The organism is Undibacterium sp. SXout7W, from assembly GCF_049339385.1.
Taxonomy (GTDB): Bacteria; Pseudomonadota; Gammaproteobacteria; order Burkholderiales; family Burkholderiaceae_D; genus Undibacterium.
In genome coordinates, this window is sequence record NZ_JBMPPF010000005.1 from 145,555 (window position 1) to 163,442 (window position 17,888).

At 48.5% G+C, this 17,888-nt stretch carries 9 protein-coding genes; 6 read left to right on the forward strand and 3 right to left on the reverse strand.

From position 1 onward, the window contains the following. Positions 1 to 383: 383 nt before the first annotated feature. The 3 genes from ACO0LB_RS07145 to ACO0LB_RS07155 all read right to left on the reverse strand — a co-directional run bounded on the left by ACO0LB_RS07145 (position 384) and on the right by ACO0LB_RS07155 (position 5,370). Entirely contained in the window at positions 384 to 2,450 is a 2,067-nt protein-coding gene (locus ACO0LB_RS07145; protein WP_423047911.1) for a M13 family metallopeptidase, read from the reverse strand. A gap of 290 nt (positions 2,451 to 2,740) precedes the next feature. Then, on the reverse strand, positions 2,741 to 4,429 hold the full coding sequence (gene recJ, locus ACO0LB_RS07150) for a single-stranded-DNA-specific exonuclease RecJ (RefSeq protein ID WP_423047913.1): 1,689 nt from the start codon (positions 4,427 to 4,429) through the stop codon (positions 2,741 to 2,743). Continuing rightward, a complete protein-coding gene (locus ACO0LB_RS07155; protein WP_423047915.1) occupies positions 4,426 to 5,370 on the reverse strand; it encodes a hypothetical protein in 945 nt (314 codons plus the stop codon). The genes recJ and ACO0LB_RS07155 overlap by 4 nt, the downstream gene beginning before the upstream one ends. Before the next feature lie 294 nt (positions 5,371 to 5,664). Here ACO0LB_RS07155 and ACO0LB_RS07160 point away from each other — a divergent pair, with 294 nt between their 5' ends. The 6 genes from ACO0LB_RS07160 to ACO0LB_RS07185 all read left to right on the forward strand — a co-directional run bounded on the left by ACO0LB_RS07160 (position 5,665) and on the right by ACO0LB_RS07185 (position 17,882). Next, on the forward strand, positions 5,665 to 6,930 hold the full coding sequence (locus ACO0LB_RS07160) for a lipoprotein-releasing ABC transporter permease subunit (RefSeq protein WP_423047917.1): 1,266 nt from the start codon (positions 5,665 to 5,667) through the stop codon (positions 6,928 to 6,930). Then, positions 6,923 to 7,624: a lipoprotein-releasing ABC transporter ATP-binding protein LolD gene (lolD, locus tag ACO0LB_RS07165; RefSeq protein WP_423047919.1), complete on the forward strand. Its 702-nt coding sequence runs from the start codon at positions 6,923 to 6,925 to the stop codon at positions 7,622 to 7,624. The genes ACO0LB_RS07160 and lolD overlap by 8 nt, the downstream gene beginning before the upstream one ends. Before the next feature lie 10 nt (positions 7,625 to 7,634). After that, complete coding sequence (locus ACO0LB_RS07170; RefSeq protein WP_423047921.1) at positions 7,635 to 9,020, forward strand: hypothetical protein; 1,386 nt, start codon at positions 7,635 to 7,637, stop codon at positions 9,018 to 9,020. Between the two features lie 56 nt (positions 9,021 to 9,076). Next, positions 9,077 to 9,808, forward strand: coding sequence for a polysaccharide deacetylase family protein (locus ACO0LB_RS07175; RefSeq protein ID WP_423047923.1), 732 nt, complete (start codon positions 9,077 to 9,079; stop codon positions 9,806 to 9,808). Positions 9,809 to 10,171: 363 nt separating this feature from the next. Beyond that, positions 10,172 to 12,058, forward strand: a complete 1,887-nt coding sequence (locus ACO0LB_RS07180) for an MFS transporter (protein WP_423047925.1) — start codon at positions 10,172 to 10,174, stop codon at positions 12,056 to 12,058. Positions 12,059 to 12,062: 4 nt separating this feature from the next. Continuing rightward, positions 12,063 to 17,882 carry an alpha-2-macroglobulin family protein gene (locus tag ACO0LB_RS07185; protein ID WP_423047927.1) on the forward strand — a complete coding sequence of 1,940 codons (5,820 nt, stop codon included), beginning with the start codon at positions 12,063 to 12,065 and terminating at the stop codon, positions 17,880 to 17,882. Positions 17,883 to 17,888: the final 6 nt, after the last annotated feature.

Consider the following 17,888-nt stretch of genomic DNA (forward strand, 5'->3'; position numbering starts at 1 on the left):
TAAATACTCCCAGTGAGTATATTTTAGGCGAAATTCATTCGAAATCATATATCGTCACCCGCATCGGTTGGTAGTACGCAGGAAGAGTCAATGCGAATTCGACGACATCCATAACGAATTCATCATGAATTAATGGCGATTTTGCATTAGTTTCATACCGACACAACTTGATGAGTTGGGCAGGTGAATACCTGTCGCTATGGCTGGATGGCGCGTTGGGTCACGTAAATCTTCGCATAATAAAAAAGGCAGACATCTCATTGATGCCTGCCTTTTGCATTGTCAGTTCAAAATTATCGGTCCGGAATTATTAGCCCGACTTCTCGGATACCTGTTTGCTTCAGTTCCGAATCTCGTTTTGACGTTATTTTCCTACATCATCCTTACCAAATAGACACGCGCTCTGCTGGCGGCAGATACATTTTGTCGCCTTCTTTAACGCCGAATGAATGATAAAACGGTGTCATATTGCGCATAGAGCCATTGGCGCGGAATTCACCAGGGGAATGAGGATCGGTTTTGATGCGGATAATCGCTTCCTGTTCGCGCAATTTACCACGCCATACTTGTCCAAAACCCATGAAAAAACGCTGATCACCGCTCAGACCGTTGATCACCGGTGCTGGTTTGCCGCCCAGTGACAATTGATATGCCTTATACGCGATAGCGAGCCCGGAGTTATCGGCAATGTTTTCGCCCAATGTCAGCTCACCATTCACGTTGTAACCGGGAACCGGGCTGAATGCGTTGTATTGTTTGACCAGCGCAGCAGTTTTGGCAGCAAATTTCTCGTGATCTGCCTTCGTCCACCAGTCGCGCAAATTGCCTGCGCCATCGTATTGAGAGCCCTGATCATCAAAACCATGGCTGATTTCATGACCAATGACAGCACCAATGCCACCGTAATTAACAGCATCGTCTGCTTTAGGATTAAAGAAAGGTGGTTGCAGAATCGCCGCCGGGAACACGATTTCGTTCATCTCCGGGTTGTAATAGGCATTGACGGTTTGCGGTGTCATGCCCCATTCATCGCGATCAATGGGTTTGCCTAATTTATTGAGCTCTGTCTGCGCTGCAAACAGGCGGATATTACGCAGGTTGCCAACAGCGTCACCTTTGGTAATGTTCAGTGCGGAATAATCTTTCCATTTGTTGGGGTAGCCGATTTTCGGCATGAAAGTCGCGAGTTTGGCTTGCGCTTCTTTCTTTGTTTCCGGACTCATCCAATCCAGCGTATCGATACTTTGTTGGTACGCGAGCAAAAGATTGGCGACCAGTTTTTCCATTCTGGTTTTGCTGGATGCTGGGAAGTATTTGCCGACATACAATTTGCCAAGACTTTCACCCATGCCAGAGTCAACCAGACGTACGCCACGCTTCCAGCGTATTTCTTGTGCCGGTACGCCGCGCAGAATTGTGCCAAAGAAAGCGAAATTCTCTTCACTGAACTGTTTCGGTAATTGATTGGCAGCCGAGCTGAGTACATGCCATTTGAAATAAGTTTTCAACTGCTCAAGAGACGTTTCTTGCAAAACAGTATGAAAGCCTTTGAGATAACTTGGCTGACTGACGATCAGATAGGTCAATTTATCTTTCACGCCCAGCGTATTCAGGTAAGTGTTCCAGTCATAGCCAGGAGTGAGTTCGTCGAGTTTGCTCACATCGATTTTGTTATACGCTTTGACAGGATCACGGAGCTCAACCTTGGTCCATTGTATTTTCGCCAGAGCCGTTTCCAATGCCAGAATGTCGGCGGCATGCTTGGTCGCATCTTTGTCGCCCGACATGGACAGCATTTTTTCTACGTGTTTAACGAACTTCGCACGCGTATCTTTTAATTTTGCGTCATCGTCCTTCAAATAATAGTCGCGATCAGGCAAGCTCAGACCGGATTGACCAATATCAAGTATGTATTTGGTGGAGTCTTTATTGTCCTGATGAACCTGCACATCGTAAGGGGCAGCAATACTGACCATGTTTAACCATGCCATCAACGCCGGAATTTGCTGCTTATCGCTGATCGCGTCTATTTTTGCAAATTCAGTTTTTAATGGTGTGAGTCCCAAGGCATCAATATGCTTGGTATCCATAAAACTGGAATAAAGATCGCCGATTTTCTGTGCATCCGAACCTTTGGCATTATGGGTTTTAGCCAGGCCGTCAATAATGGTGTGCAGACGTGGAATAACTGCTTCTCGCAAATCCATGAAGGCACCAGCAGAGGATTTATCAGACGGAATCTGTGCATTTTTGAGCCAGTTTCCATTCACGTGACGATAAAAATCATCTTGCGCCTTCACAGAGGCATCGTTATGTTTTGTGTCTATGCCTGACAACAACACGGCTGGCGCAGAGGCTGTTGTTTTGGTGGATTCGCCTGCATAGGCAATGTTGCTGCCAGCAGTGCTGGCGATCATCAGTGCAACGGCGCTGAGAAAATGTACTTTCACTTGATAGGACTCCTGATGTTGTTATCGTCGATTATCGTTGAAATGGAATAGCGAGAATATTCTGACACTTAATTTTGCATCAAGTTCTTTATTTGGTAAATTTTTTTTCAAATAACTTGCTGGCATGATTGGCATTACTGACAGCGCAATTCAGATCGATCCGGCGGAATTTGACAATTCCTCCCTGTTAATGGGGATCAGACGCCTATCTAAAAGGTATTGAGAAGGTGCTGGATAGATATTGAACCGGTGTTTGATGAATATAGGCAGGCACTTATTCAATCATTCAATCATTCAATATGTTCCACTAACAGTTGTACCTTGGTAACACCATTGTATTCATTGGCATCCAGACGGAACGCAACCTGAACCTGCTCTGCCAACGTATCGGTATGTCCAAACCAGATTGCATCGAATCGTTGCTTGTTTTTTTCCAACACCAGTTTCAAATGGCGCTCTTTTAATATTCTTTGCGATATCACCTTGAACTGATCACAAAATAGAGGTGGAGGGAAGCCTTGGCCCCATACCTGGCCTTCAAGGATATGGATGAAATCAGTCGTAAAATGCGCTTCTTCCAGAGGTCCATCCGTTTCGATAATTCGCTCCAGCTGGTGTTGTGCCAGCCAGCTTTTTCCAACGGCTTCAAAAGCTTGTTGAAAAGCATCAAAATTTTCTGAACGTATGGTCAGACCCGCTGCCATCGCATGCCCACCGAATTTTTCTATCAGATTGGGCGCATGTTTGGATACCAGATCCAGCGCATCGCGCAAATGAAAACCGGGAATAGAGCGTCCTGAACCTTTCATTTGCCCCTCATTGCCGGGTGCAAAAGTAATCGTCGGTCGATAGAACTTATCTTTCAGGCGGGAAGCAACGATACCGATCACGCCTTGATGCCAGCTTTCGTCAAAGACTGCGATCGTATGGGTATCTTTTGGCTCAAAACTATCCAGATGCAATAGCGCCACATCCTGCATTTCCCGCTCTATGTCTTTACGATCGGCGTTAATGGCATTTAACTCCTGGGCGATTTGCCAGGCACGTCCTTCATCGTCTGTAGTCAGGCACTCGATGCCCAGCGCCATATCGGCCAGACGTCCTGCCGCATTCAGTCTTGGTCCCAGAGCAAAACCCAGATCAAAAGGGCCAGCATGATGTGGTTCCCGACCCGCAACGCGGAACAAGGCGGCGATACCAGCGCACATGCGTCCTGCACGCATACGTTTTAACCCTTGGGCAACCAGTACACGGTTGTTGCCATCCAGCTTGACCACATCCGCCACTGTCCCCAGTGCAACCAGATCGAGCAGGGTATCGAGCTTGGGTTGATGTTGCTGGTCAAACACGCCACGTTGGCGCATTTCTGCTCTGAGAGCCAATAACACATAAAACATGACACCCACACCTGCCAGATTTTTACTCGCAAACTGACAGTCTGGCTGACTGGGATTGACGATGACTGCGGCGTCCGGCAAGTGATCGCCCGGAAGATGGTGATCTGTCACCAGCACAGGTATGCCCTGTGCATTGGCGGCTGCCACACCCTCTACACTGGCAATGCCGTTATCGACTGTGACGATGATATCGGGGGACTTTTCACGTATCGTCAAGGCAACGATTTCGGGTGTCAGGCCATAGCCGTATTCAAACCGGTTCGGCATGATATAGTCAACAATCGCGCCCAGCATACGTAAGCCGCGCAGACCGACTGCGCAGGCGGTGGCACCGTCGCAATCATAATCGGCAACAATCACCAATTTTTTTTGAGCAGCGATGGCGTCCGCCAAAAAGCGGGCTGCAGCATCGATTTGCAGTAAGCCGGACGGTGGTAACAAGGCATTGAACTCGGTACTCAGTTCGAGCGCGCTGGTGACGCCTCTGGCGGCGTACAGCCTGGCCAGAACAGGATGCACACCCTGTTGGCGCAGCATTTCTGATTCGCGGAAAGAATAGGGGCGGGTGGTAATGCGGGTCATGATGACGGTAGTGTAAAGAGAGTGTGCAAGGAGGGTTTGACCCAGAAACGACGCAAACCCCAGCGTGTGACTGAAAATCTGGCAAGACGCTGCGTATCGCTGACCAGCAGATCCAGTTGGCTAATCTGTTTATTCTGAAGGGCTTGCAATTGCGTCGAGAAATGCTCGTCTTCTAATATCTGCATCTGATGCAGCCAGTGTCCCCAGTCATTGTTGATCGCTGCTTCAGAGAGTAAATCCAGATGGATCGACGATGCCTGAACGTTATTCTGCTGAAAGCCTGATGCTCCGCCAGATAACCAGACTGAGTTCACTGGCTTATCGCCGCGCATTTCGCGACGATGGTTGATTTCATGCGCAAACCATGACATCTGAATTTCGTTTTGTAATTTACGCCATTGACGCTCATATTCTCCTTTGGGCATCCAGATATCGATATTGTGACCGCAGGCTACATCGCTGGTGGCTGTTTGCAAATCCGACCAGGCATCTGCGCGTAAAAACCATGTCTGCGCATTGCCATAACGCAATTCAAGCTGTGCTTCGCGACAGGCTTCCTGCGCGATATCAAACAGCACGCGCGCTTCTTCTTCTGGGAGATCGAGGCGACGTTGATCCGTCAGCACCAGATGGTCGCGAGCGATATGAATATGCACCGGTTGCATGGTGAACCAATGACCTTGCTGAGGATCGAGTCCGATATCGCGCATCCGGTTCCAGGTCAGCGGTGGACTGTTCGCATCTGGAAGCGGTGGAAATTGCCCTGTTTGCCAGTATTCATGCGGCAATGCCCGGGCAAAGTCCTCTGCCATCTGCAAACGAGGTTTTCCTGCGGCAGCGATCAGGCGAGCCAGAGACGGTGTGCGTAATTCCCGCAATAAGTCTTTCTCTAGACCGACAGGAGGAATGCAAAAGGGAATAATAAGTTCTAAATTTTTCATGGCACGCCATTGTATGGCAAACGTATGGCAAACTGCGGGCTTGTTGTAAAAGCCTATTTGATGAACTTTAGGACTTACGCAAAATGTCCCGGCAGGGTGAGGGTTAGCTTGCTACCTGTTGTACAGGTTCAGTACAAGCACTTACTGCCTTTGTCGCTACGGTGTGGTCGGGAATTTAGACAGCATATTGTTTGCCGACGTAAGAAACTTTCCTTGTCAGGGGAAGTTCCCTGAACGCCAATATCAGCGTTGTCTTGCCGGGACAGTTTTGCGTAAGCCCTAACTTAATGAAGTGTGAATGGTGTGAAAAATCTTTCCTTTGAGTGGCTGGTGGGTTTGCGATATACGCGGGCAGGCCGACGTAGCGGGCGTAACAGCTTTATTTCATTTATTTCACTGATTTCGATGGCGGGGATCGGTCTTGGCGTTGCTGCGTTGATCGTGGTGCTGTCCGTGATGAACGGTTTCCAGAAAGAGGTACGTGACCGGATGTTGTCGGTGTTGGCGCATATCGAAGTATTTGATGCCAGCGGTGCTTTGCCGGACTGGAAATCAACCGCGCTGCAAATACAGAAGAATCCGGCGGTGCTGGGAACGGCTCCGTATGTCGATGGTCAGGCAATGATTATCAGGGATGACACCATGCGCGGCGTGATTTTGCGCGGTGTATTGCCGGAAGAAGAGCCAAAAGTGTCTGAGGTGGCGGGCAAAATCATCAGCGGCAATTGGTCTGATCTGAGGGCTGGTGCATTCAATATCATTCTGGGAGCAGAGTTGGCACGTAGTTTGCACGTGGGTATCGGGGATAAGGTGACCCTGGCGGCTCCCGAAGGTCAGATGACACCCGCTGGTATGGTTCCGCGTCTGAAAGCATTTACGGTGGTCGGGATTTTTGAAGCAGGGCATTATGAATTTGATTCAGGTATGGCATTCATGCAACTCGATGATGCGCAAAAATTTTTCCGGCTGAGTGCGCCATCAGGCTTGCGTTTGCGCATACAGGACATGCTGAAAGCACCTCAGGTCGCACTGGAGTTGTCGCGTAGCTTGAGCGGTGATTTACTGATACACGATTGGTCGCAGCAAAACCGGAATTATTTTGCCGCAGTGAAAACCGAAAAAACCATGATGTTCATTATCCTGACATTAATCATTGCGGTGGCGGCGTTTAATCTGGTCTCCACATTAGTGATGACCGTGACGGATAAACAAGCCGATATCGCGATTTTGCGTACGCTGGGTGCCTCGCCTTTATCCATCATGAAGATTTTTATGGTGCAGGGAGCACTGGTAGGGTTGGCAGGAACTGCCGCTGGCGTTGGTCTTGGTGTGCTCGTTGCATCCAACATTGATGTGATTGTGCCATTCATCGAACGCTTGCTGGGCATTCATTTCTTGCCAAAAGCAGTCTACGTCATCAGCGCCTTGCCATCAGATTTGCGCTGGTCTGATGTCAGTACCATTGCTGGTGTGGCTGTCGTATTGGCATTTGTAGCAACGTTGTACCCAAGCTGGCGTGCTGCCCGCGTTAAACCAGCGGAGGCTTTACGCTATGAGTAATGTAATCATGTCGCAATCTGGCAGTATTTTATCGTGCACTCAGCTCAGTAAGACCTTTGTTCAAGGGTCGGAAATTGTGAAAGTGTTGTCTGGAATTGATCTGGATGTTAAAAAGGGCGAGCGGGTCGCCATCATTGGCGCATCGGGTTCTGGCAAATCAACCTTGTTACATTTATTGGGTGGGTTGGACACGCCGACAACAGGTACTGTGTTGTTACAAGGAACTAACATGGCGACTCTGGGAGAGACCGCACGTGGCAATTTACGGAATCAGTCACTCGGTTTTGTGTACCAGTTTCATCATTTACTACCGGAATTTTCAGCACTCGATAATGTCGCCATGCCCTTGCTGATACGGCGCATGCCACGTTCTCAAGCGCAGCAGATCGCGGCGGCGATACTCGACAAAGTCGGGTTGCAACATCGGCTGACGCATGTGCCTGGCGAATTGTCTGGTGGTGAACGTCAGCGCGTTGCTCTCGCACGGGCGCTGGTAACGCAGCCCGCCTGTGTGCTCGCTGACGAACCAACGGGTAATCTGGATGCCGATACGGCACAACAGGTGTTTGCGCTGATGCTGGAATTATCCGTCAATCTGGGAACGGCCTTTGTCATCGTCACGCATGATGCTGAATTGGCGAAACGATGTGATCGTGTATTTCGTTTGTCGTCGCAAGGCTTGCAGCAGCAATGAGGGTAGAGGGATGAAGACAAAGCGCAAACTGCGTTTGGCATCAGTTGAATACTATCGCTGGGTGCGACCCAGACTATTCTTGTGTGGCTGTTTATCAATATTTTCTGGTAGTGCGTTCGCCACGACAGAACTGGTATTACAACTCGAAACCTCGCTGTCCAGCGATACAAATCCTTTTCGTTTTTACGATACAGCACCCGTTGCGCCTCCAGATGCAGCAAACCTACCCAATGTACCAAATGGAACCATCGGAACCAGCGGCACCAATGGTATATCGAAGACATCAGATACATCGACAGGTGTTGATCTTCGTGTCGGGGCAGTGATTCCGTTGTTATCTGACCGAACCAGACTCATATTAACGGGCTCTTTGGGCAATCATCACTATAAAAATTATCGCGAACTGGATCATCACACCGGTGCGGGTGATGCCAGTCTGGAGTGGGTCACAGGCAGTTTGTTGAATGGACGTGTAACTGCGGGTAAAGAGGATAGGCTATTTCAGTACATCAATGGCAGCCTGACCGACAAAGACATATCACATCAGACACGTTCCAGTGCAGAAGTGAGTATGAATGTGACGGATGACTGGACCGTACAGGCCAAATTTGACCGCTCCGGGCTGACCTACGATTTGCCCGTTAACCAGTTGTACAATTTTGACGCATCTGGCAAGCAGCTGGGTATTCGCTACCGTGTGCCGACAGGCTCCAGCATTGAGGTGGGTAGCCGCTGGTCTGAATCGCACTATCCTGACCGGACTGAGCAGCAAATTGCTGATCTTGATCAGCGATATAAGGAAACTGAGTTGTATCTGGATGGTGAGTGGAAATACAGCGTGAAATCGGTGACCAGTGCGCATTTCGGGGTGATCCGGCGTCAATACGAAAGTCTTGCAGAGCGCAATACGAATCTGTTCAATGCTTTATGGCGCGGCACTTACTACTATTCGCCCAAATTACGGTTGGATTTACAGTTTTGGGACAGGCCTTTCTCTATCGTTGATCCGGCAATTCTTTACGTCGTGACAAAAGCGGTTCGTTTTGATGCGCAATGGAAATGGACAGATAGAACTCAGTTTAATCTTTCTGGATTGCTACAAAATAGCGATCAGCAACTGATCCCACGGTTGTCCACCCTGGCCGAAGGTGTTTCTCGCAAAGAAAAATTGCAAAGGCTTGGTGTGGGGGCTAATTTTCAGATCGAGCGTGGTTTCCGATTATTTTTTGATAGTTTTTATGAGAAAGTCAGTCGGGACCCTGATGGGCTGAATCTGAAGCAAGGGGTGGTGAAGATTGGTCTGGAATATACCTATGAGAATCTGCCTGGCAGCGCTGCACGTATGGGCTTAAACCGGTATCAGCAATCACTGAGCGCGACAGATGCCTTGCGGTAAATGTGACTATTTTCACACCTGCTTCTCTTAAACAAACCAAACAAAGTGATTTCATCATGTCGCTCATTCTGAAAGCCAGTCGTTTTGCCGCACGTCGTCTTGGTTGTCGCTGGTTGCCATTGCGAAAAGGGCAGGGCGTGGTGAGTTTTTCATTTGATGATGTTCCTGCAAGCGCCTGTTTGTCAGGAGCAGCATTACTTGAGCAATATGATGCGCGGGCGACGTTTTATATTTGCGGTCAATTGACTGATGGCATCGAACAACATCAACCATGCCACAGCGTAAGCGATTTGCAACGTCTGGTGGCATCAGGTCATGAGCTGGGTTGCCATACTTTTTCACATACCAATTGTGCCAACACCCCCATTGCACGGCTTCGGCAAGATTGGGATAAAAATCAGGCGTTTTTTCAGCAGAACGATTTACCCACAAATGGATTCGCGTTTCCATTTGGTGCCTATAGATTAGGCAGTAAATTAGCGGCAAATCGACGATTTTCTTATAATCGCATCACTGGTGGCGGGTTGCAGCTTGAGCGAGCGGACTTGTCTGCATTAAGGGCGCAGGCATTGTATGCCGCTAATACTAGTGCGGATATGGTACTCAGTCTGATACGTCAGGCTGCACAGGAAGGCGGCTGGTTGATTTTCTATTCTCACGAGGTTACCGAACAACCAGGCCCCTGGGGAACGACACCGGATCAACTGGACATGGCGTTGAGGATAGCCCGACAGGAGCATTGCCAAATTTTACCTGTGCAGGCTGCGATTGATTTTTTTCGTTCATGACGAACTGGATTACACAGCGCTGTTTGATCGAATGCATCCTGTAGCTTCTTAACCCGCTGGTTTCTGTGAGCCGCGCCATTCAATATTTCAGCATGAAGCATGCTAATGTTGGATGTTTTCTTAGCTGCGCGCCGCATTCATTGCCTCATTGTTGCTCAACACCATGACCTGATCCGGCACTATCATTTTTGGCATGTCAACTCATCTCTGGCGTGGCATTGTCGTCCATCTGCATCGCTAGTCTCATCTGTCATTTTCATTTACGCGCACCATGCGCTTGTAATCTGTTGCAGAATTTGATTGGATTGAACTTGAATAAGTTACAATTCTTGTATCTTTATCTTCTTCAGAATGTACTGTGATATGAGCCAACATAGCCAATTCAGATTGTTGTCAGAGCGCCGGTTTGCGCCCTTTTTCTGGACACAATTCCTTGGGGCCTTTAATGACAATGTCTTTAAAACCGCCTTGCTGACCATATTGACCTACGATGCACTGCAATGGACCGACATGGATGTCGGCTTGCTGAATAATCTGATCCCGGGTCTATTTATTCTCCCGTTTGTTTTGTTCTCGGCGACTTCCGGCCAATTAGCCGATAAGTTTGAAAAAGGCGGCATGGCTCGTAAAGTGAAATTGCTGGAAATTGCGATCATGCTGGTGGCCGCATTTGGCTGGATGAACCATCATTTATGGCTCCTGATTCTTGCCGTTGCAGGTATGGGCATACATTCCACTTTATTTGGCCCTGTCAAATACGCGTATTTACCTCAGCATTTGCATACAGATGAACTCGTTGGTGGTAATGGCTTAATCGAGATGGGAACTTTTGTCGGCATCTTACTGGGTGAAATTCTTGGTGCCATGCTGGTGGTACATAAACCTTGGGGAATCGAGTTGGTGGCCATTGGTGCTATTGTGATTGCCGTGATTGGTTACCTCACCAGTTTGCGGATTCCGTATTCGCCAGCACCAGAGCCAGAATTGCGGATGAACTGGAATCCGGCGACAGAAACCGTCCGTAATATCAGCTTCAGCAAACAAAATCGTCCCGTCTTTTTATCCTTACTGGGAAACTCCTGGTTCTGGTTTTATGGCGCAATCATCCTTGCGCAATTCCCTCTCTACGCCAAAAATTATCTGCACGGCGACCATAGCGTATTCGTATTGCTGCTGACGATTTTTTCGTTTGGTATTGGCTCTGGCTCATTGTTATGCGAAAAATTATCCGGGCATAAAGTAGAGATTGGTCTGGTGCCGTTTGGCGCGATAGGACTCTCAGTGTTTGGTTTTGATTTGTATCTGGCGAGCGTCAGTTATGTGAATACCATGGAGGTTGATATGTGGAAATTTACAGAACAGGCCGGTAGTCTGCGCATTTTGTTTGATATTGTCATGATCGGGGTGTTTGGTGGCTTGTATATCGTTCCCTTGTTTGCTTTGATACAAACGCGTTGTGATCCTAAGCATTTGTCTCGCACCATCGCCGGGATGAATATTCTCAATGCGGTCTTTATGGTTGTGGCGTCTTTGGCTGCGATGCTGATGTTAAAGCAGGGTTTTACCATTCCACAAATTTTTATGGCTACCGCCATTTTGAATGCGCTGGTGGCAATGTATATTTTTAGCCTGGTACCTGAATTCCTGATGCGCTTTATTGCATGGCTGCTGATTCACACCATACATAAAGTCAAAACAGTGAATACAGACCGCATTCCGAATGAAGGTGCCGGTGTGTTGGTCTGTAACCATGTCAGTTACATGGATGCGATTGTCATTATGGCGTCGAGTCCGCGTCCTATCCGTTTTGTGATGGATCACCGTATTTTCAAAATTCCGTTTTTATCCTGGGTATTTCGTACTGCAAAAGCGATACCTATCGCACCTGCCAAGGAAGATCCATGGCTAATGGAAAAGGCATATGTCGATATTGCACAGGCCTTACATGAAGGTGAGCTAGTGTGTATTTTTCCTGAAGGGAAGCTGACTCATACCGGCGATATGAATGAATTTAAGGGCGGCGTGATGAAAATATTGGAGCGCTCTCCGGTACCTGTTTATCCGATGGCATTGCGTGGGTTGTGGGGCAGTTTTTTTACACGAGACAAAGGTAATCCTTTCGGACGCGCATTTCGTCGCGGCCCGTTTTCGCGGTTAGAACTGGTGGTAGGTGATGTCATGCAGCCAATCGAAGTCAGTCCTTTGGTGTTGCAGGAAAAAGTCAAATCCCTTCGTGGTGAATGGAGATAATACGATGGTCTCTGCAAAGAAAATGTTGTCCCTGTTATGTGGCGCGGTCGCAGTGTCGGCCTTTGCTCTGTATTGCGATGCGTACGCTGCCCCGGCGGCGGCTGTCACAATAGCGGGATTCTCACCGCAAGGTGAGATTGCCCAGATACGGCAAATCAAGGCAACATTTTCTGAGTCAGTAATCAGTTTTGGCGATCCTAAAATACCTGCGCCATTTACCGTCAATTGCACAGCGAATAGCGATGGCGTTGGTCGATGGGCAGATGATCGTCATTGGATTTACGATTTTTCCCAGGATCTGATGCCGGGAACGCGTTGTGATGTCAATGTAAAGCCTGATTTTAAAACGCTGTCAGGTGCCAGCATCACAGGTAAAACCAGTTTTCAGTTTCATACTGGTGGTCCGGCAATATCGCGTGTCATGCCTTCGGAACAATCCACGATAGAAGAAGAACAAATTTTTATTTTGTTTCAAACGGGAGTCGCTACAGAAGCGAGTCTGCGTCAACATGTGTACTGTGAAATCGAGGGTGTGCATGAGCGTGTCCCAGCCAAGCTGGTGGTGGGCGAATCCAGGCAGCGCTTGTTGAAAGAGTTTGCCAATAATCAGGATGCTGCGCGCATCAGTACTGTGCAGTGTCAGCAGCGTTTCCCCGCAGATGCAGCAGTCAGGCTGGTATGGGAGAAAGGGATCGCAACTACCACTGGCATTCAATCAAGCCGCAATCAGAGTTTTAAATTCCGTACCCGTCCTGCATTTACGGCAGAGTTGAATTGTCAGCGTGAGAACGCAAACGCGGCATGCACACCGATTCTTCCTGTCAGTCTGAATTTCAGTGAAGGTATTTCTCGCAAGCTTGCTGAAAAAATTATTCTGAAATCTTCCAAAGGAAGTACAAAGCCAGAATTCCGGATCGGTGACAATGAAGAATTGGTAACGCAAGTGAATTTCAAAGCACCATTTCCAGAAAAATCAGAACTGAGCTTTGAGTTACCCTCTGACCTGAAAGATGATAGTGGCCGGTCATTGGCCAATGCAAGTCAGTTTCCATTAAAGTTCAGAACGGCTGATTTTCCTCCATTGGCGAAATTTCCAGCAGCCCCTTTTGGTATCGTCGAGTTGAATGCCGACGCCATGTTGCCTGTGACATTGCGCAATGTGGAGAGTTCTTTGACTATTCGGAGTGCAGATACCAGACAATCGCCTGGCAAGTTGGCAAAACTTAAGGTTGACGATGATGCATCGATGATTGAGTGGATCAGTAAGCTCAATCGTTATCATGAAACTACCATTCGAAAAAATGGCGAGGATATTCAGACACGCAGTCTCAGTCTGCTGGCTTCTGCATCGAAGGAGTCAACTGTAACGAAGATTGATTTACCTGCACCTGCTGGACAAAGCTTGCGACCATTTGAGGTGGTGGGTATTCCTTTTCAATCGCCAGGATTTTATGTTCTGGAACTGGAATCGAAAAAACTGGGTGCAGCTCTACTGGATAAACCTCTACCGATGTACGTGCGTAACAGTGCGCTGGTAACGAATTTGTCAGTACATATTAAATTAGGACGTGAAAACGGCGCTGTCTGGGTCACTACGCTGGATAATGCCAAGCCGGTATCCGACGCCCAGATACAAGTATCAGATTGCAGTGGCAAAATGCTCTGGCGGGGACGGACGGATGCACGTGGCGTCGCCATGCTGCCATCAGGCTTGAATAACGCCTGTGCAGGTGAGCGAAAAATTGATGGCTACTTTGTCAGTGCGCGTAAGGTGGATGAAAAAGGGCGCGCTGATATGGCATTTGCACTGTCATCGTGGAATAGCGGTATCGAAGCATATCGCTTCAATTTGCCGACAGAAATGAGTCCGCAAGCATCTGTCAAAGCACACACGATATTGGATCGCAGTTTGTTCAGGGCTGGTGAGACCGTCTCTATGAAACATGTATTGCGGACAGAAAACAGATTTGGTCTTGCTTTACAGAAAGCAGAGTTATTGCCAACGCGGATGCGAATTGTCCATCAGGGAAGTAATCAGGAGTTTCAATTTCCGCTGGTATGGAAGGGGCGCAATACTGCTGAGAATAGTTTTGCCATTCCGGCACAGGCAAAGCTGGGACAGTATGAAATCATTCTTGATAGCGGTAAGGTCAAATCAGCGACCGAGATTGCCAATCCAGTGACAACTGCGGAAGATGACAATGACAAATATGGAGAACAAAATGGCGAGCGAACCTATTACACAGGTGTTTTCAGAGTAGAAGAATTCCGTTTGCCCTTGCTTCAGGGGCGTATTGTTGCTCCTAAAGCGGTTCAGATATCGCCCAAGGAATTACCGTTGTCCTTGCAGCTCAATTATCTGAATGGCGGCGGTGCGTCCGGCCTGCCTGTGAAAGTGACTGGCATGTTGCGGAATCGGTTTTTACAATTTGCGGGCTATGAACAATTTTCTTTCGGTCGTAACGAGGAAGACAATGAAGAACAGAAAATTGTTGCCAATAATATCGCCGTTACGCTGGATAAAAATGGCAGCGGCAAAGCATTGATACAGCCATTGCCTGAAGTCAGACGTGCTCAGGAATTACTGACAGAAATGACCTACGCAGATCCGAATGGTGAAATACAAACCATTCATTCGCTGACTCCCTTGTGGCCGGCGGCAGTCATTGCAGGTATTAAGAATGAAACCTGGGTTTCGGTTAAAAATAAAACCCATCTGACTGTGCTTGCCCTGGATACCAATGGCAAACCTCTGGCGGGCGTACCGTTCACATTGACAGCGCTTGCAAAGCGTAATCTGTCGCATAGAAAACGGATGGTTGGTGGGTTTTATGCCTATGAAAATACCGATGCCACGAAGGATTTAGGTCAACTTTGTCATGGCAAATCAGATGATCGGGGCTTATTCATTTGTGAAGTGGATTTGAAGGAGCCAGGCAATATCGAAGTGACAGCGAAGGCTCTTGATAGCAATGGAAAGAGTTCTTATGCAACAACTTCATTATGGGTGACGGGGCAAGGCGAAGTCTGGTTTGATGGAGAAAATCAGGATCGCATGGACATTCTGCCAGAAAAGAAAACTTACCAGGCAGGCGATGTAGCGTCATTTCAGGTTCGTATGCCATTTCGTCAGGCAACGGCATTGGTCGCGATCGAGCGTGAAGGTGTCATTGACACCATGGTAGTGTCTTTGCATGGACAAGACCCTACGATAAAAATTCCAGTCAAGGCAGAGTATGGACCCAATGTTTTTGTGTCGGTTCTTGCAGTCCGTGGGCGTATGCGCGAAGTACCGTGGTATTCATTTTTTAGCTGGGGATGGAAAGAGCCATTGAACTGGTGGAAAGAATTTCGTGAATATCAGTCACCTTCCGCAACAGTGGATCTGGCAAAGCCTGCGTACAAATATGGGATTGCTGAAATTGCCGTGGGTACCGCCGGCCATCAGCTAGCGGTAAACGTGACGACGGATAAAGCCAGTTATCCGATTCGCGCGGTATCGAAAGTTGGCATACAAGTTCGTTTGCCGGATGGCAAGCCGGCTGCAGGCGCTGAAGTGGCGATTGCCGCAGTCGACGAGGCCTTACTTGAACTTCAGCCCAACGATAGCTGGAATCTCTTGCAGGCAATGTTGCAAAGGCGCAGCTATGGGGTGGAAACCGCCACCGCTCAGATGCAGGTGATCGGCAAGCGACACTATGGTCGTAAAGCCGTGGCCGCTGGTGGCGGTGGAGGGAAAGCACCTACACGGGAATTGCTCGATACCTTATTACTCTGGAAGCCTGCAATAATTCTTGATGCCAATGGAAAAGCACAAATTGAAGTGCCATTGAATGATGCGTTGACCAGCTTCAGAATCGTAGTGATTGCTCAGAGCGGTGACTCGTTGTTCGGAACTGGCAGCGTCAGTATTAAAGCAACGCAGGATTTACAAATTGTTTCAGGGTTACCGCCCCTGGTAAGGGAAGGTGATCGTTATAACGCTGCATTGACTGTGCGTAATACCAGCACTCGTCAGATGCAGGTCAGTTTGTCGGCACAGACGGATGCTTCTTTAATGGCATTGCCAACGCAGCTAGTGCAAATACCCGCCGGAGAAGCACGGGAAGTAAACTGGACAGTGATTGCCCCTGATATCAAAGGGGATGTCGATAATCAATCTTTGTCATGGGAGATCGTTGCAGAGGAGCAGAACTCCCCTGTTACGGTAGCAAGAGACGCACTCAAGTTTCGTCAAAAACTGATTGCAGCAGTTCCTGTCAGAGTACAGCAGGCCAGTATGTTTCAGTTAGATAAAACGTCCAGTATTCCGGTACAGCGCCCGATGGATAGTCTGCCAGACAGAGGTGGGGTTGCGGTGACCATGGCATCTACCTTATCCAGCGGCAGTGAAGGGCTGCGTCGTTATTTTATGCAGTACCCCTATGCATGCCTTGAGCAAAAAACATCGAAAGCAATCGGACTCAAAGATGCAGCCATGTGGCAAAAGATCGTCACAGAATTACCGACCTATCTCGATGCCGATGGCCTTGCCTATTACTACCCACCGTCCGAAAGCGCGTTGCGACAAGGAAGTGATACGCTGACTGCCTATTTGATCTCGGCAGCGCAGGAGGCTGGTTATGTGATTCCTGATGCTCTCAGAAATAAGATGTTGCAAGGATTATCTGCATTTGTCGAAGGTAAGATTACGCGTGAATATTGGTCGCCCAGAAAAGACCTTGACGTGCGTAAGCTGGCAGCACTGGAAGCGCTATCACGTTATCAAATGGTGCAGCCACGGATGTTGGGATCATTACAGATCACACCTCAGCAATGGCCAACCGGGGCGGTGCTTGACTGGTACGCTATTTTGCAGAAAACCGCATCGTTACCTCAACGTGCAGCGTATCTCAAAGAGGCGGAGCAGATACTGCGTTCACGCTTGAATTATCAGGGGACACGCATGGGCTTTTCCAATGAGGGGGATGACTACTGGTGGTGGCTGATGAGCAATGCGGATGTGAATGCGAACCGTTTGTTGCTATTGATGATGGATAACCCTGCATGGCAGGCTGATATGCCCAAAATATTCAACGGCAGCCTACAGCGTCAGAACCGTGGTCACTGGACGACGACGACAGCCAATGTATGGGGCAGTCTCGCTATGGAGAAATTTGCAAAGAAATTTGAATCTGAAAAAGTCACTGGCAGCACCCGTGCAAGTATAGAACAGGTATCGGCTGCATCCGCCTTAACTCAAAATTACAGTTGGGGTAATGGTGGAAAAATGATGTTGTCATGGCCTGTAAAAGCAGCACCAAATGACACACTTAAATTGCAGCATGATGGTAAAGGTAAGCCCTGGATTACCTTGCAAAGCCTCGCGGCTGTGCCTTTAAAGGCAGCATTCTCCAGCGGTTACCGAATGACAAAAACGCTGACGCCGGTAGAGCAAAAGCAAGCGGGTCAATATAGCCGTGGTGATGTTATTCGTGTGAATATTGATATTGATGCACAGGCGGATATGACCTGGGTCGTTGTGACTGATCCTGTTCCGGCCGGTGCCAGTTTGCTCGGTTCAGGTTTGGGAAGGGATTCGGTCATCGCCACGTCAACCCAACAGTCGAACTGGCAAAGTAACGCGCTGATCGCGTATGAGGAACGTAGTTTTGAGGCGTTCCGTACCTACTATCAGTTTATACCAAAGGGTAAATTCAGCCTGTCTTACACAGTGCGCTTGAATAATGCCGGTGAATTCCATTTGCCTGCTACGCGCGCCGAGGCGATGTACGCGCCGGAAATGTTCGGTGAGTTGCCGAATACAACGATCTTCGTGAAGTGACGTTGT

Bases quoted from the DNA above. Each gene is read 5' to 3' on its own strand.
- recJ (WP_423047913.1), bottom strand. From the start codon at position 4,429: ATGACCCGCATTACCACCCGCCCCTATTCTTTCCGCGAATCAGAAATG.
- ACO0LB_RS07155 (WP_423047915.1), bottom strand. From the start codon at position 5,370: ATGAAAAATTTAGAACTTATTATTCCCTTTTGCATTCCTCCTGTCGGT.
- lolD (WP_423047919.1), top strand. From the start codon at position 6,923: ATGAGTAATGTAATCATGTCGCAATCTGGCAGTATTTTATCGTGCACT.
- ACO0LB_RS07170 (WP_423047921.1), top strand. From the start codon at position 7,635: ATGAAGACAAAGCGCAAACTGCGTTTGGCATCAGTTGAATACTATCGC.
- ACO0LB_RS07175 (WP_423047923.1), top strand. From the start codon at position 9,077: ATGTCGCTCATTCTGAAAGCCAGTCGTTTTGCCGCACGTCGTCTTGGT.
- ACO0LB_RS07180 (WP_423047925.1), top strand. From the start codon at position 10,172: ATGAGCCAACATAGCCAATTCAGATTGTTGTCAGAGCGCCGGTTTGCG.
- ACO0LB_RS07185 (WP_423047927.1), top strand. From the start codon at position 12,063: ATGGTCTCTGCAAAGAAAATGTTGTCCCTGTTATGTGGCGCGGTCGCA.